Origin of the sequence: Dactylosporangium sp. NPDC000521, assembly GCF_042898305.1 — a bacterium.
In the GTDB taxonomy this organism is placed as follows: Bacteria; Actinomycetota; Actinomycetes; order Mycobacteriales; family Micromonosporaceae; genus Dactylosporangium.
On the sequence record NZ_JBIAYW010000021.1, the window covers coordinates 60,764 to 82,830 of the forward strand.

Here is a 22,067-nt window from a genome sequence, read left to right on the forward strand (position 1 = left end):
GCTCGAACTCATCCGACCTCAGCCCTTCAAGAGAGGCTTGAGCTGGTCGATCAGCTCGCCGGCGAGTTGTTCCGGCTTGCCCTGACTCGAGATCGCCTTCGACCAGGAGTTGCCGACGAGCGTCTCGACCTTGTCGACGTTCTTGGACGGCACCTGTGGGCTCGGCGACGGGCGGCCCTGCTGCTGCACGATCTTGCCGAACACGCTCAGGATCGGGTCGCTGCTGATCTTCGTTGAGCCGGCGGCGTCGGCGCGCGCCGGGATCGAGCCGAACGCGTCGAGCAGCGTGAGCTCGCCGTCAACGGAGAAGAACGAGCTTTCGAGGAATTCCTTCGCCAGGTCGGGGTGCTTGGAGAAGGCTCCGACGTTCTGTACCTCGCCGCCCAGCAGGACGCCGCCCTGCGAGGTGATCGGCAGGGGCGCGACTCCGTACTTGAACTTCGCCTGGGCCGCGGCGGCGATCTGCCAGTTGCCGTTGACCGCGAAGACCGACGAGCCCGCGGCGAACTGCTGGAACGGGACCACCTGGTCCCAGGCCGCCGCCTCCTTGGACAGGTATCCCTTGGCCGTCCAGTCCTGGAGCATCGCAAATGTCTGCGCCATGGGCGCGGCCTGAGCGTTGCCGTAGGTGAACCCGTGCGAGGTGAACCAGGGGAAGCCCTGCCACTGGCTCTCGAGTCCTGGCTTGCCGGTGAGCGTGATGCCCTGCTTGCCGGCCTTGACGGCCTTCGCCATCACGTCCTCCAGCTCGGGGATCGTGGTGGGGATCTGGGTGCCGAGCTGGTCGAGGAGGTCCTTGTTGTACCAGAGGCCCAGCAGGTTGACGTAGCCCTGGACGCCGTACAGCTTGCCGTCGATCTTCTGCAGCACGCCGTCGGGGAACTGCTTGGCGTCGGAGTACGTGGACCACCAGTCGTCCATCGGCTTGATCGCACCGGACTGCGCCAGCGGGTAGGTGCCGGAGGCGCCGAAGACCAGCACGTCGGGGCCCGTCTTGGCGCCCGCGGCGGTGACCGCCTTCGTCGTCATCTGCTCGACCGGCACGTACTGGAACTGGACGTGCACGCCGGCGTGTTTGGCCTCGAACGCGGTCGCCAGCCGCTGCAGGCCCTGCACCTGTCCATCGGTGTTGTAGTAGTGCCAGACCGTCAGCGTGGTCGAGCCGCCGGCCGTGTCCCCGCTACCTGGGCTGCCGGACGAGCAGGCCGCCAGGCCAAGTGCTGCGGCCCCCACCAGCGCGACGAGCGCGCGAGCGAGGCGTGCGTTCCTCATGAGCTGTCTCCCTCTGTCGCCATTGACCATGCGGCGGCGCCGCTCGACCGAGATTTGTTTCATCGATGAAACGACTCTGTCGGGGCAGGACTCTGCCCTCCGAAAAGCTTTTCGTCAAGCGTCTTCGGTAACATTGCTGACATCGGCCGTTCACGTTGACGCTGCCAGTTGCGTCGCCTAATTTCATCGATGAACAAGGAGAGAGGTAGATCGTCGACGTGGATGAGCACACCCCCGCCGTGCCCGTGAGACTCCGGCCGGCCCGCCGGATCGGCACCGCGAACCCGCGCCTGTTCGGCTCGTTCGTCGAGCACCTGGGCCGCGGCGTCTACGGCGGGCTGTACGCCCCCGACGACCCGTCCGCGACGCCGGAGGGCTTCCGCGCCGACGTGCTCGAGCTCGTCCGCGAGCTCGGCGTCACCGTGGTGCGCTATCCCGGCGGGAACTTCGTCTCGGGCTACGACTGGCGCGACGGCGTCGGCCCGCGAGACGCCCGCCCGCGCCGCCTCGACCTGGCCTGGAAGACCATCGAGCCGAACACGTTCGGCACCGACGAGTTCGTGGCCTGGTGCCGTCACGCCGGCGTCGAGCCGATGCTCGCGCTCAACCTCGGCCTCGGCGACACACGCTCGGCGCTCGGCCTGCTCGAGTACGCCAACCATCCGGGCGGCACCACGCTCTCCGACGCTCGCGTCGCGAACGGCTCACCCGAGCCGCACGACGTGCGCCTGTGGTGCCTCGGCAACGAGGCGGACGGCCCGTGGCAGCTCGGCCACAGCTCCGCCGCCGCCTACGCCGAGCGCGCGGCCGTGACCGCCGCCGCGATGCGCCGGTTCGACCCCGCGCTCGAGCTCGTCGTGGTCGGCAGCTCGCACGAGCGGATGCCCACGTTCGGCACGTGGGAGCGCGAAGTGCTCACGCGCACGATCGACCTCGTCGATCACCTGTCGTGCCACATCTACTTCTACGACCAGGGCGATCGCGCGCGGTTCCTGCGCTCGTCGGATGCGCTCGACCGGTTCCTCGACGACGTCGCCGCGACCATCGCGCACGTGCGGGCCGCGACCCGCAGCGAGCGTGACGTCCGCATCAGCCTCGACGAGTGGAACGTGTGGAACTACACGTCGTACGACGAGATCGAGCCGCACCGCGTGTTCGAGGAGGCGCCCCGCATCCTCGAGGAGAACTACACGCTCACCGACGCGGTCGTCGTCGGCACGCTGCTGCAGAGCATCCTGCGCCACGCGGACGTCGTCGCCATCGCCGCCATGGCGCAGCTCGTCAATGTGATCGGCCCGATCCGCGCCGAGCCCGGCCGGCCCGCCTGGCGGCAGACCACGTTCCACCCGTTCGCCGCCGTCGCCCGCAGCGCGGGCCACACCGTGCTGGACACCGCTGCGGACACGCCTGGCGGGGCCGACGCGACATGCGTCGTGACCGTTTCCCCCAGCGGCGACCATGCGCTCGTTCACCTGGCCAACCGTTCGACGGCCACGGTCGCCGACGTCGCGCTCGACCTGCACGACCTGGCCCCGCGCTCCGTCGAGCACGCCGAGCTGCTGTGGGCGCCGGATCCCACGGCGACGAACACGGCCGACAACCCTGACGCCGTCGTGCCGCGTCCGCTCGGCACCCGGCTCGACGGCGGGACGCTCGCGCTTCGGCTGCCGCCGGTATCGTGGGCCACCGTCCGCGTCGGCTGCGCGACCGAAGGTAGGTGAACCGATGGCACGCAAGGACGAGAGCGTCACGATGGCCGACGTCGGCGCCCGCGCCGGCGTCACGGCCCGCACCGTGTCCAACGTGCTCTCCGGGCACACGTCGGTGCGGCCCGAGACACGTGACCGCGTGCTGCGCGCTGTCGACGATCTCGGCTACCGCCTGAACACGTCAGCGCGCAGCCTGCGCACCGGGCGGACCGGGACGATCACCCTCGCCATCCCCGACCTGACGATCGACTACTTCATCGACCTCGCCCGGCGCATCATGACCGAGGCCGAGCGGCACGACTGGACCGTCGTCATCCAGCAGACCGGTGCACGCCGCGAGAACGAGATCGCGATCCTCTCGGGCGCCCGCCGCCAGCACTCCGACGGCTTGATCTTCCAGCCCCACGCGCTCGGGCCGGGCGACGAACGGCACCTCACGGGCAACGACCGGCTCGTCATCCTCGGCGAGCGGATCTTCCGCGGACCCGTCGACCACGTCACGATGGCCAACACCGAGGCCGCCCGGCTCGCGACGCAGCACCTCGTCGACCGCGGCCACCGCCGCATCGCCGCGATCGGCGCGAACCCGCGCGTCGCGACCACGTCGGCCGCGTCGCTGCGGCTCGACGCGTTCCGCGACACCCTCGCCGAGAACGGCCTGTCGTTGCCCGCCGAGTACGTCATCACCGCCGAGGAGTGGCACCTGCGCGACGGCGCCGCCGGCATGGCGCGCCTGCTCGGCCTGCCGCAGCCGCCTGATGCGGTCTTCTGCTTCAACGACACGATGGCGTTCGGCGCGCTCCACGCGCTCGCGGCCCGCGGCGCGCGCGTGCCCGACGACGTGGCCGTCATCGGATTCGACAACGTGGCGATGGCGGAGTTCACCACGCCGCCGCTCACCACGATCGAGCCGGGCACCGCGCAGGTCGCCAAGCAGGCCGTCGACATGCTCGCAGCACGCGTCGCCGGCCGCGGCACGCCGCCGACCGAAGTGCTCACGGACTACTCGCTCGTGGTGCGCAAGTCGGCTTGACCGCCCATCAGGCAATGTGCGGGGCGGGGCGGTCTGATCGCCCTTGAACTGGACCAGCGAGTCCGCACCCCGGGGCGCCTGCGCGACTGCAGCCCCGGGGTGCGGAAGATCGCATCAGCTGTACGAGGCGGAGAACTCCGCCGTCACCGTCTGCCCGTCGACGACGCCGGTGGCCTTGACGGTCACGGTGCCGGCCGGGATCGACGCGGCCCGCGAGTTGAACGACTGGTACGCCGACTTGCCGGGTGCCACCCCGGCGACCGCCCGCGATCCGTACGCCGTGATCAGCTCGAGGGTGAGCGGCACGCTGTCGTCGTTGCGCGCGCTGACCGAGACGTACCTGGTCGCGCCGATGGTCTGCGTGCGGGCCTCGACGGCGACGCTGAGCGACGGCCCGGTCGCGAGCTCGCGCTCGGCCGCGACCGCCGCGGCCACCACCGCGTCCTTCTCGACCCCCGTGTACAGCTGGGCCGCGAGCTCGTTGACCGCCGCCATGAATTGGCCGTGGGTCGCGAACGGTGCCCGGTCCCACAGCAGGTCCAGGAACGTCGGGCCGTCCGTGCCCGGGGACGTGACGCCGGTGACGGGGACGTCGTAGTTCGGCAGCCCGTCGTTGCGTTTGCGGTTGGGCACCCCGGAGTCGACCGAGCCGAAGACGACGGTCGGCTCGACCCGGCGGAAGTACGACGAGGCGGCCTGGGTGTCGCTGATGTAGTACGGCCGCAGCGTGAACCCGCTCGCGGTGAACGTCTGGTCGCCGGCCGCCGTGACCGCCCCGGCCGTGACTGCCGCTCGTGAGTAGTCGCCGTCGCGCTTCAGGAAGCGGTACAGCGACAGCTCCCGCCAGGCGCCGCTGCCGGGGTTGCCCATGATCTGCAGCAGCACCGGACCCCAGAAGATCGCCTGGGTGTCAGGACGGTCGATGGCCCGCTCGATGTGGATGCTGAACGGAATCTTGATCTCGACGACGTCGCCGCGGTTCCAGCTGCGGCTGAGCGTCACGTACGAGCCGGGCTGCGCGTTCAGGTTCTGCTCGGTGCCGTTGACCGTGACGGTGAAGCCGCGCCGGCACCACCCGGGCACGCGCAGCTTCAGATCGAGCGGGCCGGTGCCGTCGATCGTGAGCTTTGTCTGGTCAGCGCGCGGGTACGTCGTCGCCTGCGTGACGGTGAAGCCCTTCTCGGCCCAGGTGAGGGTCGAGGCCAGGTAGAGGTTGACCCACAGTGTGCCGCCGTCGGCCGACTTGAGGTAGATGCTCTCCTGGTACTTGGTGTGGGTCTCCAGTCCGGTTCCGCCGCAGCAGGTGCCGGTGTTGCCGTAGCTGCGCACGGTGCCGGAGGCGACCGGCTGGAAGTAGGTCACCTGCGGGTCGCCGGTGGACGTGGTGTCGGCCCGCGATCCGGGGATCATGTTCAGCAGGGCGCGCTCGTAGTAGTCCATGTACGCGGGGTCGTGCTCGTGCAGGAAGAGGTTGCGGGCCAGCTTCATGACGTTGTACGTGGTGCAGGTCTCCGCGCCGCTGGTCGCCACCGCGTTGGCGATGTTGTCGCGGTTCTGGAACAGCTCGAGGTTGTTGTTGGAGCCTGGGTAGTTGCCGCCCGTGCCGCCGTGGGCGAACATGCGGTGCGGCACCATCATGCCGTAGAAGTTCTTCGCGGCGGTGAAGTACTCCTGCCCGCCGCCGTGCTCGAAGACGCGCAGGTATCCGATGAACTGCGGCACGTGAGTGTTGGCGTGCAGCCGCTCGCCGCGGCGCCGGCCGGGCCGGTTCTGCGGGGTGACCACGAGGATGTCGCGGTTCTCCACGCAGGCGCCGAAGAGCGACTCGCGGTTGTCGAATGCCTTGGCGGTCTCCAGGTGCTTCGCGTCGCCGGTGAGCGCGTAGATCTCCGGGAAGATCTCGTTCGCGCCGCCGAACTCGCCGCCGATGTAGAGGTCCCACATGTAGTTGAGGTCGTCGCGGGTCAGCGGGCCCTTGTAGTCGGGGTGGTTCTTGTCGCCGATGGTGAGCGCGAGGTGGGCCCAGTCCGCCATCTTCGTGACGACCTCGAGGGCCTGGGCGTTGCCGGTGTTGTAGTACGCGTCGAGCAGACCGCGCATGATCTTGTGCTGCGTGTACCACGGCGCCCAGGTGTTGGTCGCGGCGTTGCCGCCGTAGACCGCCCAGCGCGGCGGGCCGAGGCGCAGCACCGCGTCCTCCGGAATGGCGCCGAGGTAGCCCGGGAACGTGGGGATCCAGTCGGCCGGCCCGGCCGTGGAGGCGGCCACGATGCCGGCGTCGCGGCCATTGGGCGAGGAGTCCTTGAGCGCGGTGCCGTCGGCCTCGTCGAACTTGTACCACGCGATGTTGCCGCCCCCGGTGCTCCCGGCCGGGGAGTCCAGCATGGACAGCAGCTCGGTCTGGCTCAGGGCCCGGTCGAAGATGTGGAACTCGTCGATCGTCGCGTCCAGGAACGGGTCGCCGTACTGTGACCGCCCGATCCACCGGTTGCCGGGGTTGCCGAGGCTGGACGGGTTCAGCGTCATGTTGGCGTTGGTGCCGGCCGGCTGGGCGTTGACGTACAACGTCCCCGTCTTGCCGGACAGGGTGACCGCGAGGTGCACCCACTGGTTGGTGGGCAGCGCCGAGCTGCCGTTGATCTGCTGCTCCTGCCCGGATCCGCCGATGGTGATGGCGAAGCGCGGCACGTTGCCGGTCACGCCGGCCCGCGGGGTCAGGAACATGTTGACGGTCGTGGACTGGCCGAAGTCGAACAGCCGGGTCCAGCTGGTCGTGGAGGCGAGGTTGATCCAGGTCGCGATGGTGAAGTCGGTGAGCTGGTTGATGGCCTCCTGGGGCAGCGTGCAGTACTGCGCCTTGCTCGTGCCGTTGAGCTTCAGCGCGTTGCCGAAGCGGCCCTGCACGCGGCCGATCTGCGGGGCGGGCTGCCCCCCGCCGCCGGTGCCGCCGGTGCTCATCCGGGCCGTGATGGCGGCCTGGCACGCGGCGAGTTCGGCGACCATCCAGTCGAGCTTGGACTTGTAGACGGCCTCGCCCTGGTCGGCGTACGCCTGCGCGAGGGCGGTCATGTGGTGCCCGGCCCAGTGGCCGCTGAGCAGCCCGCCGTCCTCCCAGCCGCCCGGGACGTTGACCCCCGACGGGTTCGACCGGCCGGCCTGGTTGTTGAACAGCACCAGGAAGCGGCGCTCATCGTAGGCGCGCAGGAACGCCTTGGTCCGGTCCCGCTTCTCCTGCAGCACGCCGCTGCCGAGCCGCACGTCGCGCAGTTGGAAGGGGCGGACGGGCGCGGTCCCGCCCGGGCCGGGCTGGGGCGGGGCGGCGGCCGCCGCGGTGACGGCCGCCGCGGCGGAGGCGGGGTCGAGCAGGCCCGCGCCGGCGATGGTCGCGGCGCCGAGCGCGGAGGCCTGCAGAATCTGACGTCGATTGGCCACTGAAGGTCATTCCTTCCCGAGGGGGTGCACTGCCCTCATTGTTAGCGCTCACTTCCGCAGCGGTCAATAACCCATTCCACGTGCTGCCTTTCTTGATGTTAGCGCTAACAACTCCTACTTCGCCGCGAGTGCCGTGGCCCGTCCTTCCCGCCGTGCCTCGTCCAGCAGGCGGGCCAGGCGGCGGCGCCGGGTGCGCCGGAAGGCGCGCTGGACGAAGAAGAGCGCCACGAGCACCACCAGCACGAAGAGCTGCGGCCAGGGCACGATCCAGGCCGTCACCTCCGCCGTCGCCGGGCTCGCCCGCGTGCCCGCCCCGGCATCGCCGAGCACCGACGGGGTGAGCACGACCGTGGTTCGCACACGGACCAGACCCCACACGCCGGGGACGCGGGTGTCGGCCTCGCGGACTCCGCCGGGCAACAGCTCCCCCGTCTCCACGCCTGCGTCGCGGCGGTGGGCGCCGAACAGCTCGGCGACGGAGGCGCCTGCCCGGGCGTCGACCCGCACGTTGCCGGTGTTGACCAGCGTGTAGGTGACATGGACCGCGCCTGGGCGAAGCGGGTTCCACGAGCGGTCATAGCGGGCGGTGAGGCCCTGCGCGGCCAGGGCGGCCTGCACGCTGCCGCTGGCGCGCAGCATCACCCGGAACCCGACCCGGCTCTCGACCTGGACGGTGCCGTTGCTGCTGAGCACCGAGGCGGCGATGCCGGCCGGATGGTCGCCGGGGGCGGCGTCGCGCGGGACGGTGATGGTGAACGGCACGACCTTGGTCTCGTTCGCGCCGACGGTGATCTGCGGCTGCACCGCGATCCAGGTGCCGCCGTCCTTGGAGGGCTGGTCGGCGGGGAGCATGTTGAAGCGGCCCTTGTCGGTGAGGTAACCGTCGGCGGCCGACAAGACGAAGACCGCCGGGATCTTGCCGAGGTTGCGCACAGCCATGTGCTCGGTGACAACCTGACCCGGGTCGAGGGTGCGCTCGACCCAGCGGCGGCCGTCCGGCCCGCTCTCGGTAGCGGGCTGGACGGTCCAGGTGAGCTTGCCGGCGGGGCTCGGGCTCGGGTCCGCGACGGCTGGGGTGGGGGCGAGGGGGACGGCCAGGACCGCGGTGAGCACCACCACCGCGGTCCGGGCCGAGCGGGACAGAATCATCACTCGAACAGCGAGATCGTCAGGGTGGCGTGGTAGGAGCCGGCCGCGACGTCGGCGGGGGTGCGCAGGAACAGGTCGGCGTTCACGTCGTACGAGCCGCCGGTCACCGCCGCCGAGTCGTATGTGGAGACCAGCAGCTCCTGGTCCTTGAGGCCGACGTTGTTGCCCGGCTGCGTCGGGTCGTCGAGCACCGTCACGACCTCCTCACCCTCGCTCACCTGGCCGGTCTCGCCGCCGTCGATCAGGCGCGGCTTCCAGCCGAGGTGGTCGGCGGTGATGGCGGGCTGCCCCGCCGTGCCGGTGAAGTTGCTGGACGTGCCGAGCACCGCCCACGCGGCCCCGGCCGGGACCTCCTCCGCGGTGCGGGTGTCGGTGACGGTGACCGTCGGCAGGGTGCCGGTGAACTGGCGCACCAGGGCGGTGGAGCCGTTCTCCGTCAGGTTCACCGCGTTGGCGGCGACGCTGAGGGCCAGGACGCCGGGCTGGTGGATCGCGGGGATGTCGACGGTCACGTTGACATCGCTGGAGTCCCCGGGGTCGGCGGCCGCGACGCCCGCGAAGGCGGTGCTACCCGCCAGCACGGCCGTGGCGGTGGCCAGGTGAAGTCGAGCGCGTGTGTTCATGCTGCTCCTAACAGGTGAGGGTGCCGTAGTCGGCGGTGATGGGGGTGGTGACGTTCTTGCCGCCGACGGTGCCGGTGGCACGGACGGTGACGGTGCCGGCCGGGACCGGCGCGGCACGGACCGCGAAGGACTGGTAGGCGTTGGCGCCGGGGGCGACGGCGGCGAAGGCCCGGTCGCCGTAGGTGGTCTCGACGGCGATGTCGACCGCCGAGTCATGGTCGTTGCGGGCCTGCACGGCAAGGTACGCCTTGCCGGCGATGCAGCGCGGCTGGACGGTCACCGTGACGGGCACGGTGACCGGGGCGGTGCCGGGATCGTCGGCGAAGACGCGCCACTCGGTGACGGCGACCGCCGAGTAGGTGGTGCCGTTGCCGTTGGCGCTGATCGTGGCGCGCAGCCGCGAGGTCGTCACCGGGGTGAAGCTCACGGTGTTGAACGCCGTCGTGGAGGTGCCGTAGGCGGACACGCCGGACACGTCCTGCCAGGCAGTGCCGTCCCAGTACTGCAGCTTCCACCCGTCGGGCTCCGCCACGCCGTCACCGGTGCCGCGGTTGGCGTCCTTCCAGAACTTGAGCTCGGCGCCGGTGAGCCGGATCGGCCGCGCCCAGTCGTACTGCACCCACTGCGTCGCCGGCCGGGTGCCGGACCACGTGCCCCAGATCTGGGCCTGGGCCGGGCCCGCGGGGTCGGCGTTGTCGTTGAGCGCGGTGACACTGTTCCAGGAGGCGGTGTACGACGCCGTCGGGATCGCGATCGGCGCGACGTTGCCCGACAGCGGACCGGACAGGTCGGCGGCGATCGTGGCCGTCTTCGCCGTCTCGAGGTTGCCGGCGTTGTCCAGCGCCCGGAACGACACCGTGTGCTTGTTCGAGTCCGGCGCCGCGATCGGCCCGGTGTACGTGGCCCACGCCCCGGTGTCGACGGCGTACTCGATACGGGCCACGCCCGAGGTGGCGTCGCTCGCCGTGACGCTGACCCTTCTCGCGGCGGCATCGACGGTACCCGTGCTGACGGGCGCCGTGGCGTCGATGCGCACCGGCAGCGTGGCCGCGGCCGAGGTGTTGCCGGCCCGGTCCGTCGCCGTGGCGCTCACGGTGTGCTGCCCGTCACCGGTGACGGTGACGTCGGTGTACCGCACCGGCGACGCACTGGCCGCCGCGCCACCGTCCACCTTGGACTCGATCGTCATCCGCCCGCCGCGGTCGTCGACCGCCGCGACCCGGACCTTGACCGCGGAGCGGAACCAGCCACCGGTGCCCGCGCTGCCGCTCGGGGTGAGCGTCAGGGTCGGCGCGGTCACGTCGCCGGCGGTGTCGCCGGGCGAGACCACGGTCACCGTGGCCGAGATCTGGCCGGCCGCGTAGCCGAGCACGGATCCCTTGACGGTGAACTGGTGCGGCTCGGCGACGTCGGCCGTGGTGACCGGGTCCCAGTAGACCGGCACCTGCAGCGTCTCGGCGCCGAACGTTACCGGCACGGTGCCGGGCACATCGGTCTCGCCGACCTCGACCGTGATCGCCGGGGCGGTGGCGGAAGCCGACTGCGCGGCGAGGACCTTCCACTCCTCGACGGCGACGGCCGAGTAGGTGCTGCCGTTGGTCGAGGCGTCGAAGATCGCCCGCACCTGCGTGGTGGTGACCGGATCGAAGGTGGTGTTCTGGAAGCCCGCCGTCGACGTCGGGTACCCGCTCGGGTTCGGCACGTCGGCCCACTGCCCCGTGCCGAGGTTCCAGTACTGAATCTTCCACTTGGCCGGCGCGGCGACGCCGACGCCGCTGCCCTGCGGCTGGTCGTTCCAGAAGTCGATCTGCGAACCCGCGATGCGCATCGGCTGGTCCCAGGTGTACTGCACCCACTGCTGCGCCGGGTTGCTCCCGGTCCACGTGCCCCACATGTCCGGTGGGAGCGGGTTGGCGCGCACGATCTCGTCGTTGAGGGCCTTCACCCAGTACTGCGTCGGCACAGGGTCGTTGGAGACGGTGACCTTGGCCTCCTGGGCGATGTTCGCCCGCGGGGTGCGGTCGCGCTGCTTGACCGGCGTCTGCACGACCATCTTCATCCGCGGCGGCGACTGGGTGTCGTCCCACTCCACCTTGTCGATGGCGACCGAGCGGCGGAAGTGCCCGCCGCCGACCGCGTCGGCCGTGTGGTACGTGATGTACCACTGCCCGTTGAACTGGATGATGCCCGGGTGGCTGGTGGTCGACGACACCGGCGCGAGCACCGTGCCGCGGTAGGTCCACGGGCCGGTCGGCGAGGACGCGGTCGCGTAGGCGATGCAGGCGTGGTAGTTCGCCGGGGTGCACGGCGAGGTCGGGCCGGCGTTGTTGCCGGCGTACGCCAGGTAGTAGGTGCCGTTGCGGGCGAACAGCCACGGCGCCTCGAAGAACCCGGTGAGGCCCGTGACGGACCTCTGGGTGCCGACCGGCGTCTTCATGTCCGCCTGGTACTCGAGCACTCGCAGCTGGCCGAAGGTGCCCCAGTAGACGTAGACGTGGCCGTTCTCGACGAGGACGGTCGGGTCGATGTTCTGGATGTCGTTGACCGCCGGCACCCGCTGCGAGATGAGCGGGCCGCCGAGGTAGTCGGCCCACGGCCCGGTCGGGCTGTCGGACACGGCCAGGCCGATCGCGAACTTGTCGGCGGCGGTGCTGACGCGCTCGCTGACCGGCAGGTACCAGTAGTAGCGCCCGTCGGGGCCCTGGACCACCTGGCCGGCGTAGGCGCGACCGGCCGTGGCCCAGCTGAACAGGGTCTCGGGGCGGGCCAGCGACGGGAAGTGGGTCCACTGTCCACTCTGGACGTCGCCGGTGCGGAACGTGCCCCACTCGTTCATCTGGAAGTCGTTGGTGGTGGGGCCGGCCTGGTCGTGACCGGTGTAGATGTACAGCTGGTCGCCGGCGACGAGCGGGGCCGGGTCGGCCGAGTAGTAGGTGCCGTCGGCGAGGATCGGGTTGCCCTGGTGGGTGAAGGTGTACGAATCCGCGGCGTGGGCCGGACCGGCCGGGCTGACGAGCAGCCCGGCCAGCACCAGACCGGCGACCGCGATCATGCGGAGCGGTCTCAAGGTTTGCCTTCCTAGCAGCTGGAGGCGGTGTAGGGGGCAGTGATCTCCATGCTTCCGCCGGTGCCGGTGACCTTCACCGTGGCCGTCCCGGCCGCCACGGTGGCGGAGCGGGTGGTGAAGGACTGGTACGCGGTCTTGCCCGGGGCGACCCCGGTCACCGTCCGCGACCCGTACGGCGTGACCAGCTCGACGGTGAGCGCCTGGTCGTCGGCGTTGCGGACGTTGACCGACACGTAGGCGGTGCCGGCGATGCACTGCGTCTTCGCCTGGACCTCGACGTGGAACTTCGGCGCCGGGTTGCCCGGCACGTCGTACACCTCCCACTCCTGCACACCGGGTGCGCCCTTGCCCTCCTCGGTCCCGCTCGCGGTCAGCAGCGCCCGCAGCTTCGTGGTCGTGACCGCCTTGAACGTCACGGTGTTCCACTCGGTGGCGGAGGTGCCGTAGGCGCCGGGCTGCTCGACGTCAGCCCAGGTGCCGGCGCTGGTCCAGTACTGCAGCTTCCAGGTCTTCGGCGGCGCGACCCCGGCTCCGGAGTCGTCGACGTCCTGGCTGAACCAGATCCGGCTACGGTCGACGGTGACCGGCGAGGCCCAGTCCAGCTGGATCCACTGCTCGCCCACCTGCGGCCAGGTGTTCCACACGTCCGTGTTCGGCCCGACCGGCCCGGTCGGCTGGACACCGTCGTTGATGTTGTCCGCGGTGACCCAGGCCGGGGTGTAGGACGCGGAGGCGGTGGCCGTGCGGGCCACGTTCACCGGCGCCTGACCCGCCGCGACCGGCAGCGAACCGGTGGCGGAGGTGTTGCCGGCCTTGTCCACGGCCCGGTAGTCGACGATTGTCGCCGCCGAGCCGATCGGCACGGCGCCGTTGGCCGTCGTCCAGTCCTGGGTGACCACGCCGCCGACGGTGAGGCGGTACTGCACCGCCCCGATGCCCGACAATGCGTCGGTGCCGGTGATGGTCACCGAGCGGCTGGCGACGTCGAGTGTCGCCGTGGCCGCCGGCGCGGTGCGGTCGATGCCGACGGTGCGCTCGGTCACCGGCGAGACGTTGCCCGCCTTGTCGGTGGCCCGTGCCTTCACCGGCGTCGAGCCCTCAGCGGAGATGGTGACCGGTCCGGTGTACGCCTGGAAGCCCCCCGTCCCGACCGCGATCTCGATCTTCGGCGCCGGGTCGGCGTTGTCGGTCGCCGTCGCGGTGACGGTGACGTTCGACGTCGTCCAGCCGCTGGCCGGCGCCGGGTCGGCGGCAAGGACCGCGACCGGCGGGGCGGTGTCGCTCGGGCCGCCGTCGCCGACGGTGACCGTCGCGGTTGCCGTCTTGTCGGTGCCGGCCACCTGGCCGCTCACCTCGAAGGTGCTCGCCGCCGCGTACTTGGCCGGGTCGATCGCCGCCCAGGTGACCGCGATGCCGCTCTGCCGCGAGCCGTCGTTGTACCCGACGCTCACCCCGGTGGGCAGCTTCGGCGCGACACCGACCTTCGTGGCGACCGCCACCGGGTCGATCGTGTTGATCTGCACCGGGTCTGGGCCGCGCACCCACACGTGGGCGGTGGCGGTGAGGGTGGTGCCGGCGACGAAGCCGGAGACCGTGAAGTCGCCGACCGCCGCGACCTTCGCCGGGTCGATCGCGCCCCAGGCCACCGCGACCGGCAGCGTGGTCCCGTCGGCGTAGGTGACGTCCACCGTGGACGGCAGGGTGGGCACGACGCCGACCTGGGTGCGCGCGTCCACGCCCTTGACGGAGCTCGCGGCGGCGGCGAAGACCCGCCACTCGGAGACGCCGACCGCCGAATAGGCGGTCCCGGCCGCGTTGGGCAGCGCGTTGAACGTGGCCCGCAGGCGGGTGGTGGTGACCGCGTCGAACGTCACCTGGTTGGTGCGCCCGCGCACGGCCGGGTCGAAGCCGGCCGGGTTGGTCACGTCCTGCCAGGCCGTGCCGTTCCACCACTGCAGCTTCCACGACTTGGGCACCGCGACGCCGCTACCGCCCGTGGTGCTGTCCGACCAGAAGTCGATCGAGGCGTGGTCCACGCGCACCGCCGACGGGAAGTCGTACTGCAGCCAGCGGGTGGCCGGCTCGCTGCCGGTCCACGTGCCCCACAGGTCGGTCTGCACGCCGCCGCTGAACAGCGAGGGCTTGCCGTCGTTGACCGCGTTGACGTTGTTCCAGCCGGCTGTGAAGCTCGCCGACGGCGTCGCCGTGCTCGCCACGTTGATCTCGCCCTCGGCCAGCGCGGTCGCGTTGACCACGAGGTCCTTGGTCGAGGTCGCCTGGCCGTTGGAGACGCTCAGGCGCAGGGTGTACCGGCCGGACCTGGTGAACCGGGCCACCGTGCTCGGCGCGTTGGCCGGGTCGAATGCGGCCGAGCCGCCGTCGGGCGCGTCGACGACCGTCCAGGCCGAGCTGAGCGCCGAGCCCGGGTCGCCGTCGTCCTGGGCGAGGCCGATGATGCGGGCCGAGCCGGCCTGGCTGTAGGACGAGTCGAGCCACGCGTCGGCCAGCGGCGGGTGGTTCACGGCCGCCGGTGCCGCGACGCCGGTGCCGAACGCCTGGACCTCCTTGATGCCGGTCTTCGCGCCTGGGGCGTGCTGCGCGGTGATGCGCAGCTTCTTCGCCTTGACCGCGGGGAAGCGGACCTGGTTGAGGTTGCCGCGCGGGTATGCGGGGGCCCGGAACTCGTTCGGGACCAGCTTCCAGCCGGAGCCGTCGTCGTAGGACACCGTGAACTGGGCCGGCCGCGCGTAGCCGGCGACCGTCGCGGTCGTGGTGGTGTTGTAGAAGTACACCCGCACGTCGTCGATCGAGCGCTCGCCCTGCAGGTCGATGTCGAGCGAGTCGCTGGTGTTGGGTGATCCGGCGGTGCCCCAGAACGGCTCGTTGATCGTCGTGCCGTTCACGGCGCCGGCCGGGGCGCGGCCCGCCGCCGAGAACGTCGCGGTGGCCGGGCGGCCCTGGGCGAAGTTCTCGGAACCGGTGCTGGCCGGGGCGATGTCGGCGCCCGCCTTGGCCATCACGTCGACAACGCGGGCGTCGGCGGCGTAGGTGACGTCCTGCGGCGCCTTCACCGCGATCGCGGTGTGGGTCAGCACCCGCACGCCGGCGGCGGCCTCGACCGTGCCGGTGGCCGGGTCGTAGACGAGCTTGCCGAGCTTGTCCGCGGTGAACGCGAGCTGCCCGTCGAGGTAGACGGAGTAGCCCTCCGGGACGTCGTTGCCGTAGTACCGCGTCCCGCCGGGCGCGTCCCAGACGATGCTGAGGTCGCGGTCGCGGTAGCGGATGTTGTTGGCGGTGAAGTGGTCCCAGCCGATGTCGATCGGGTCGAGCTCCACCTTCGCGTCCGAGCGCGGGCGCAGGCCCATCGCGTCCTCGATGACGGTGAAGTTGGTGGCGCCCAGGATCGTGTGGTGGATCCAGGAGCGGTAGCCGATCGTCCCGGCCGTCGCGGAGCCGTCGGCCCAGAACTCGTTCTGGTCCGGGTAACGGTTGTCGCCGTTGTTCTGGTACTGCGCCCAGGCGTTCCAGTAGAGCAGCTTCTTGTACCACTCGGCATCGATGTAGCTCGTCGGGTAGTTGCGCAGCACCGACGACAGCATCCGGAACGTCACCGTGGAGTTGATGACGGAGAAGTTGTTGCTGCCCGGGTAGCCCGCCGCCGCGGCCGCGGCCTTGTCGGCCTGGTTCGCGGTGGTGAACGGGAAGATCGGGTACTGGGAGCTGTCCGCGAACAGCCGCAGCGCCTCGACGTACGGCTGCGTGTAGTCGGCGTCGCCCGGCTTCGGCATCAGCCCGACCGAGAACGGGTAGTAGTTGTTGATCTCCTTCCACGGCACGAGCTGGTTGCCGGAGACCAGGCGATGCTTGAGCAGGTTGCCGTAGAGCCCCATCTGGTCCGGGGTGCTACGGGCGGGCTCCCACAGGTACTGCAGCACGGCCGCCTTGATCCGGGCGGCGAACGCCTCCATCTCGTCGGCCTTGGCCGTGTCGCCGGCGGTGCGGTACGCGGCGGCGGCGGCCTTGGCGTTGGAGTACAGGTACGCGTTCTCGGCGCGGTCCATGTAGCCGGACTTCCAGTCGAACGACACCGCGTCGGCGTCGTTGCCGGTCATGGCGCCCCAGTTGTACTCGATGAGGCCGTTGCCGTCGAAGTCGTACGCCTGCTGCAGGCCCTTCACGTCGTTCTCGGCGTAGCCGGCGAGGTTCCGCGCGATCGCCTTCGGCCCGCCGTGCAGCTGGTACGAGCGCCAGGCCGCCTCGGAGATGTACTCGGTGTAGGAGTTGGACCAGTTGGCCGGGTCGCCGGGGTTGTCGACGTACTTCGAGCTCTTCGACACCTCGCCGGCGGACACCCACGGGCCGTAGGAGTAGACGGGGTCGCGGAAGTACTTGAGGTCGTCGACGAACATGCCGACCGTCAGCACGATCGCGTTGTTGTAGCCGAGCACCCCCTCCATCGACGTCGGGAACTGGTAGTCGTTGCCCGGCAGGTCGGCGTCGAGGAAGTTGTACCGCATGAGCCACCAGCGGTAGAACAGCGTCTTGTCGATGTTGTTCTCGGGCGTGTCCAGGTAGGGCACGTTGTCGGCCCACCACCGGTTGTAGGCGGTGACGTGCTCCTTGTAGGCCGCGGCCGGGGTCAGGCCCCGGTAGCGGGTGTACTCCGTCTCCGCGGCCGGCTGCTCCTTGGTGATGAAGCCCAGCTGTACCTTGGTCGTCACCGCGCCGGACGCAGGCACGCTCAGGGTCTGGCGCAGCGTGCCGTCCACGGGCGCGAAGCCGTCGCCGGAGAAACGTGGGAAGAGCGTGGTGAGCTGGTTGAACGCGCGCACCGCGCCGGTCAGCTCGCCGTTGTCACCCGCGACGGTCTTGGCGAATGCCGAGCTCGCGGTGAGCGTGACACTCTTGGCCGCACCGTTGGTGCTGGCGACGTCCACCGAGGTCACCGCGACATTGGCGTCGGTGATGTACTTGGTCTCGGTGATGCGCAGCCCGCCCGCGGTGTTGTTGAAGACGGTGCGGAAGTAGCTCGGGGTCTGCTTGCGCTGGTTCACGTCCTCGGTGAGCGCGACGTCGGCGCCGTTGATGGACGCGGTGATGGTGTAGGCGCCCTGGCCGCCCGCAATCGACTCGATGTAGGCGACCTCGCCGCCGAAGCCGAGCACGCCCGGGGTGTGTGTCTTCATGAACACGGCGCGGCCGCGGCTGAAGAGGTACTGGTTCGCGTCGCCGTTCGACCCGCCCGGCTGGTTGCCCGTGCGGGCGAGCATGCGGTCGATCCAGAAGTCGTTGTCCGGGCCCGCTCCGGCGCCGGCGGTGACGTCGGCGTCGAAGATGGCCTGGAGCTGGTTGCGGGGGTGGTAGCCGGTGCGCTCGTCCGGCACGGGGTTGGCGCCGCCGGTGAACGTCGGATAGGGGGTGGCGGTGTTGGGTGCGGCATGAGCCGGCACGGGGGTGAGGGTGGTCAGCAGTAGGCCGGCGACCGCGGCAGCGGCCGCGACGCGTGGCCGGACTGTTCTCACGAACGGGCACCTTTCTCGGTGGGGGTGAATTCGTTCGTCTTCAGGTCGGCCCGCGCGACCTCGTCCCCGTTGCGGGCGAGCACTTGCACCTGGGCCTCGTCGGAGAGCACCCAGGCGATGAAGTTCCACGCCTGGTCCGCCTTCTTCGAGTCGCGGGAGATGCCGATGCCGTCGCCGTCGTCCTTCGCGAGCACGAAGGGCACCGCGTGCTTGGCGCCGTCCCTGGTCCCGGCCTGGATCGACGGCTGGTCGAGCTGAGCGGCGAAGGACAGGCGCTCGACCCGCCCGGTGATGTCCTGGTAGAGCCCGCGCCCGGTCCACCCGGGCACATCCGCCAGGCCACCGGCGAGCAGGTCGGGCAGGGCCCCGGCCTGCGCAGCGCCGTCGATGCGAACGTTCACATCGGCGCCGTTCACCAGCACCAGCTCGACCTGGTTGGTATGGGTCGCGTTGTACGCGTCAACGAGCAGGGTCGCCTGGACCTCGAGCTGGGACCGGGTCCACAGGACGAGCCGGCCGCCGCTGTCGGCCCCGTCGACGGGCGGCGGTGGTGCGGACTTCGGCGACCCGGAACACCCTGCGAGGAGCACAACCGCGGCAACGGCGACGAGCGTGCGACGAAGCATGAGCACCTCCCTCGAAAACCTTTTCGGAAATGGTGGCAACACGTTTCGACCATGTCAACGGTTGATTTCCGCCGTACTACGGGTTGTTACAATTGGGACAGTCATCGTTCGGGTCCTTACAAACCGAAACGCTTTCGGGTCGAAGCGCTCACCTGCCTGGAAGTGCTCCCACCAGCGCGACCGTTGACGAGGCACGCAAATGTATGAATGTGACGAATTGTCGATGCCCTCTTTACCGGCAATTCGGAAAGGTCGGGCTAATCGGACGTAGCCCAGCTCCACGACGGTGGCGGTGAAGGCTGGAGGATTCGCCCGGGGAGAAGCGCGGCAGCCCCGCACGCAGCGGCAATCCCGTCGCAATTCCTACGGACCACGCCGCGTTCCCGAGCCGGCATCCGGGTCGTCGACATGGTGGCGCGACGCGGCCGGCCGATCAGCCGCACCGTGCCGAACTCCCCCGGTTCGGCAGGGCGCCCGGCGCCCCCGAGTCAGCCTGCACTGCCGCGCGCCGCACGGTGATGACAATTCGGCCATGCGGCAGCGGACAGATGGCAACAGACGCCTGGTCGCCGAGTCGATGCACGGCGGGTGGTCAAGATCCCCGGGAGTCAGCCGCGCAACGCGCCTGACATGAAGCCACGGACGTAGCTGCGCTGCAGAACAAGGAACAGCACCAGGCAGGGCACCGCCATGAATGTCACGCCGGCCTCCAGCGCGGCGTAGTCGATGGCGCCGAACGTGGCGGTGCGCATGTTCACCACGGTGAGCATCATGGTGAACTTGTCGGTCGAGTTGAGCAGGATCAACGGGGCGAAGAACTCGCTCCACGAGGTGAGGAAGGCGAAGAGCCCGACGGTGATGAGGCCCGGCTTCACCGCGGGCAGCATGATGCGGATCAGCGCCCGGAAGCTGCCGCAGCCGTCGAGCAACGCGGCCTCCTCGAGCTCCTTGGGCACGGCCTCGAAGGAGTTGCGCATCATGAACACGGAGAAGGGCAGCTGGAACATGATGAGCACGAGACTCAGGCCGATGAGCGAGTCCTGCAGGCCGATCCAGCCCAGCAGGACGTACAGCGCGATGAGGATGGTCGCGTAGGGCACCATGAGGATCGCGAGGGTGAGCAGGAACAGCGCGTCGCGGCCGGGAAACGTGAACCGGCCGAACGCGTAGCCGCCGAGGGTGCTCACGACCAGGGTGCCGCCGACGGTGAGGACGCTGACGGCGACGGAGTTGAACGCTTGCTCGAAGTGGATGCCGTTGTCGGCGGTGAACAGCCGGGCGTAGTTCTCCAGCCCGAACCCGCTCGGCGTGCGCACCGAGGCGAACGCGCTCCAGGCGAGCGGGAACAGGAACAGGATGGCCAGGGCGGCGCCGGTGAGCCGTCGCATGTCAGTCCTTTCTGCGCAGCATGCCGAGCTGCACCACGTTGAACAGAATCAGGACGACGAGGAGCACGACGGAGATGGCTGCGGCGGATCCGAGGTCGAGCTCGATGAATGCCTTGCGGTAGATGACCATCACCAGCGAGGTGGTGGAGTTGTCGGGCCCGCCGCGGGTGAGGATCCAGAACTGGTCGAAGGCGAGGAGGGAGCCGGTGACCATGAGCGTGAGGACGAGGGCGAGGGTGGGGCGCATCAACGGCACCGTGATCCGCCGGAATGTCGCCCAGCGGGAGGCGCCATCGAGGCGGGCGGCCTCGTACACCTCGACGGGAATCGCTTGCAGGCCGGTGAGCAGAATGAGCATGTTGAACCCGGCGAAGCGCCACAGCACGAGTCCGACCGCGGAGCCCAGCGCGCTGCCGGGGCTGCCGTTACTCCACGACACATAGCCGTGCAGCAGACCCAGCGACTCGAGGATCCGGTTGACCGGGCCGATCTCGTCGCTGAGCAGGCCCAGGAACAGCAGGGACGCGCTGGCGAAGCCGACCGCGGCCGGGATGAAGTACGCGGTGCGCAGCAGCCCGACACCCCGGCCCGGGTGCTGCACGAGCAGCGCCAGCCCGAAGGAGAGCCCGAAGAGCAACACCGTGACCACGACGGTGTACTTGAGGGTGAACCAGGCCGCGGTGGCGAGCAACTCGTCGTCGGCCATGCCGGCGTAGTTCTCTGGCGCGTTGATCTCTGGCGCGCCGAGCAACGGCCAGTGGTGCAGCGACATGTACGCCACGAGGCCGAGCGGGACGAGGAAGAACATGCCGACCATGAAGGCGGTGGGTGCGGCGTACAGCGCGCCCACCCACCGGCGGGTGCGCCGGGGGCGGGGCCGGGCGGCCGGCGGGGAGACCGCCGGCCGCTTGTCGACGAGCAGGGTCATCGCGTCTCTACTTCACTTCTTCAGGGAGGCGGTGAGCGCGGTGGCGCCGTCGTCGAGGGACTTCCGGGCGTCGCCGAACAGCGCGCCCCGGAACGCGGTCACCCACGGGCTCTGCGGGTCGTTGTAGGTGAGGTTGAAGTTCTTCGCGTACGGCGTGCGGCCCTTGGCCATGAGATTGTTGATGGTGACGATCCGCGGGTCGGCGGAGGAGTACTTGTTGGCGGCCAGATCCGTGCGCACCGGCACGCCCTTGTTCTTGGCCACGACCTCCACCTGGGCCTCGTCGCCGAGGGTCCAGGCCAGGAAGTCCCAGGCCTGCGCGGCGTGCTTGCTGGTGGCACCGATGCCGATCGCGTCGCCGCCGACGAACGTCGACTCACCCCCGTCGATGCCGCTGATCGGGGCGATCCCGAGCTTGAACGCCGCCTTCTCCTCGATCAGGCCGAGCCAGGCCGCCGGGCCGGGCGCGATGCCGATCTTGCCGCTCTGCAGCGCGCCGAGCCACGTCGGGCCGGCCTCGTCCTTCGACGCCGGCGCGGCCACACCCTCGTCGTAGAGCTTGCGGTACAGCGCGAAGACGTCGGCCATCGCCTTGCCGTTGACGGTGCTCTCGGTGCCCTCGGCGTTCATCACGTCACCGCCGGACGCCCACACCGACGGCCACAAGGTGAACACGTTGCAGCCACCGCAGTTGCCGCCGAAGTAGGTGCCGTTGACGTCGCCGCCGAGCTTGTCCACGGCGCGGGCGTCGTCGGCGAACTCCTGCAGGGTCGTCGGCGGCTTCTCCGGGTCGAGGCCGGCCTTGGCGAAGAGGTCCTTGTTGTACAGCATGATGGACATGTCGATGGTGTGCGGGACGGCGTAGTTCTTGCCCTTCCAGGTGCCGTTGCGCACGTGCGCCGGGGCCACCTTGTCCTTGACCGGCAGCGCGTTGAACTTGTCGGTGATGTCCAGCCACAGCCCCTGCGAGGCGTACTGCGGCGCGAACACCACGTCCGAGGCGAACAGGTCCGGCAATGCCTTGGCACCGGCGGCGGACGCGAGCTTGGCCGGATACTCCTCGTTCGGGTACGCGGTGACCTCGACCTGGTTCTTGTGAGTGGCGTTGTACGCGGCCGCGTAGGCCTTGGACTGCGACTCGGTGGCGGCCCGCGTCCACAGCTTGAGCGTGGTGCCACTGTCCGCGTCGGCCGGGGTGCCGGCCTTGGTGTCGTCACCGCACGCGGCGGCGCCCAGCAAGAGCGTCGCAGCGACGATGCTGCCCATCCAGCGTTTCACGATCGTTCCTTTCCCAGGTGATCCATTGTTTGTGAGCGTT

General features: G+C 70.1%; 12 protein-coding genes. 2 read left to right on the plus strand and 10 right to left on the minus strand.

All coding sequences use genetic code 11. From position 1 onward, the window contains the following. Positions 1–18: 18 nt before the first annotated feature. Positions 19–1,272 (minus strand): extracellular solute-binding protein, encoded by a 1,254-nt coding sequence (locus ACFY3L_RS43190; protein WP_389338633.1) that lies wholly within the window; start codon positions 1,270–1,272, stop codon positions 19–21. Positions 1,273–1,511: 239 nt separating this feature from the next. Between ACFY3L_RS43190 and ACFY3L_RS43195 the strand changes: the two genes are divergently transcribed. Both ACFY3L_RS43195 and ACFY3L_RS43200 read left to right on the plus strand, forming a co-directional pair. Beyond that, the gene (locus ACFY3L_RS43195; RefSeq protein ID WP_389338636.1) at positions 1,512–2,993 is read left to right on the plus strand and encodes an alpha-N-arabinofuranosidase; all 1,482 of its coding nucleotides are present in this window, start codon (positions 1,512–1,514) and stop codon (positions 2,991–2,993) included. Positions 2,994–2,997: 4 nt separating this feature from the next. After that, positions 2,998–4,014, plus strand: coding sequence for a LacI family DNA-binding transcriptional regulator (locus ACFY3L_RS43200; protein WP_389338639.1), 1,017 nt, complete (start codon positions 2,998–3,000; stop codon positions 4,012–4,014). Between the two features lie 114 nt (positions 4,015–4,128). Here ACFY3L_RS43200 and ACFY3L_RS43205 read toward each other — a convergent pair whose 3' ends face one another. From ACFY3L_RS43205 to ACFY3L_RS43245, 9 genes are all read right to left on the minus strand, one after another. Next, positions 4,129–7,446 (minus strand): beta-L-arabinofuranosidase domain-containing protein, encoded by a 3,318-nt coding sequence (locus tag ACFY3L_RS43205; protein ID WP_389338642.1) that lies wholly within the window; start codon positions 7,444–7,446, stop codon positions 4,129–4,131. Between the two features lie 114 nt (positions 7,447–7,560). Beyond that, positions 7,561–8,595, minus strand: coding sequence for a hypothetical protein (locus tag ACFY3L_RS43210; protein WP_389338645.1), 1,035 nt, complete (start codon positions 8,593–8,595; stop codon positions 7,561–7,563). Beyond that, positions 8,595–9,218 (minus strand): hypothetical protein, encoded by a 624-nt coding sequence (locus ACFY3L_RS43215; protein WP_389338647.1) that lies wholly within the window; start codon positions 9,216–9,218, stop codon positions 8,595–8,597. Before ACFY3L_RS43215 ends, ACFY3L_RS43210 begins: the two co-directional genes overlap by 1 nt. 7 nt (positions 9,219–9,225) lie before the next feature. Next, complete coding sequence (locus tag ACFY3L_RS43220; protein WP_389338649.1) at positions 9,226–12,285, minus strand: OmpL47-type beta-barrel domain-containing protein; 3,060 nt, start codon at positions 12,283–12,285, stop codon at positions 9,226–9,228. A gap of 11 nt (positions 12,286–12,296) precedes the next feature. Next, positions 12,297–17,807 (minus strand): OmpL47-type beta-barrel domain-containing protein, encoded by a 5,511-nt coding sequence (locus ACFY3L_RS43225; protein ID WP_389338652.1) that lies wholly within the window; start codon positions 17,805–17,807, stop codon positions 12,297–12,299. After that, positions 17,804–18,433: a hypothetical protein gene (locus ACFY3L_RS43230; RefSeq protein ID WP_389338654.1), complete on the minus strand. Its 630-nt coding sequence runs from the start codon at positions 18,431–18,433 to the stop codon at positions 17,804–17,806. The genes ACFY3L_RS43225 and ACFY3L_RS43230 overlap by 4 nt, the downstream gene beginning before the upstream one ends. A gap of 608 nt (positions 18,434–19,041) precedes the next feature. Then, positions 19,042–19,821, minus strand: a complete 780-nt coding sequence (locus ACFY3L_RS43235) for a carbohydrate ABC transporter permease (RefSeq protein WP_389338657.1) — start codon at positions 19,819–19,821, stop codon at positions 19,042–19,044. A 1-nt stretch (position 19,822) separates the two neighbouring features. After that, complete coding sequence (locus tag ACFY3L_RS43240) at positions 19,823–20,749, minus strand: carbohydrate ABC transporter permease (protein WP_389338660.1); 927 nt, start codon at positions 20,747–20,749, stop codon at positions 19,823–19,825. Between the two features lie 12 nt (positions 20,750–20,761). After that, the gene (locus ACFY3L_RS43245; protein WP_389338663.1) at positions 20,762–22,027 is read right to left on the minus strand and encodes an ABC transporter substrate-binding protein; all 1,266 of its coding nucleotides are present in this window, start codon (positions 22,025–22,027) and stop codon (positions 20,762–20,764) included. Positions 22,028–22,067: the final 40 nt, after the last annotated feature.

Bases quoted from the DNA above. Each gene is read 5' to 3' on its own strand.
- ACFY3L_RS43190 (WP_389338633.1), bottom strand. From the start codon at position 1,272: ATGAGGAACGCACGCCTCGCTCGCGCGCTCGTCGCGCTGGTGGGGGCC.
- ACFY3L_RS43200 (WP_389338639.1), top strand. From the start codon at position 2,998: ATGGCACGCAAGGACGAGAGCGTCACGATGGCCGACGTCGGCGCCCGC.
- ACFY3L_RS43210 (WP_389338645.1), bottom strand. From the start codon at position 8,595: ATGATTCTGTCCCGCTCGGCCCGGACCGCGGTGGTGGTGCTCACCGCG.
- ACFY3L_RS43215 (WP_389338647.1), bottom strand. From the start codon at position 9,218: ATGAACACACGCGCTCGACTTCACCTGGCCACCGCCACGGCCGTGCTG.
- ACFY3L_RS43230 (WP_389338654.1), bottom strand. From the start codon at position 18,433: ATGCTTCGTCGCACGCTCGTCGCCGTTGCCGCGGTTGTGCTCCTCGCA.
- ACFY3L_RS43235 (WP_389338657.1), bottom strand. From the start codon at position 19,821: ATGCGACGGCTCACCGGCGCCGCCCTGGCCATCCTGTTCCTGTTCCCG.
- ACFY3L_RS43240 (WP_389338660.1), bottom strand. From the start codon at position 20,749: ATGACCCTGCTCGTCGACAAGCGGCCGGCGGTCTCCCCGCCGGCCGCC.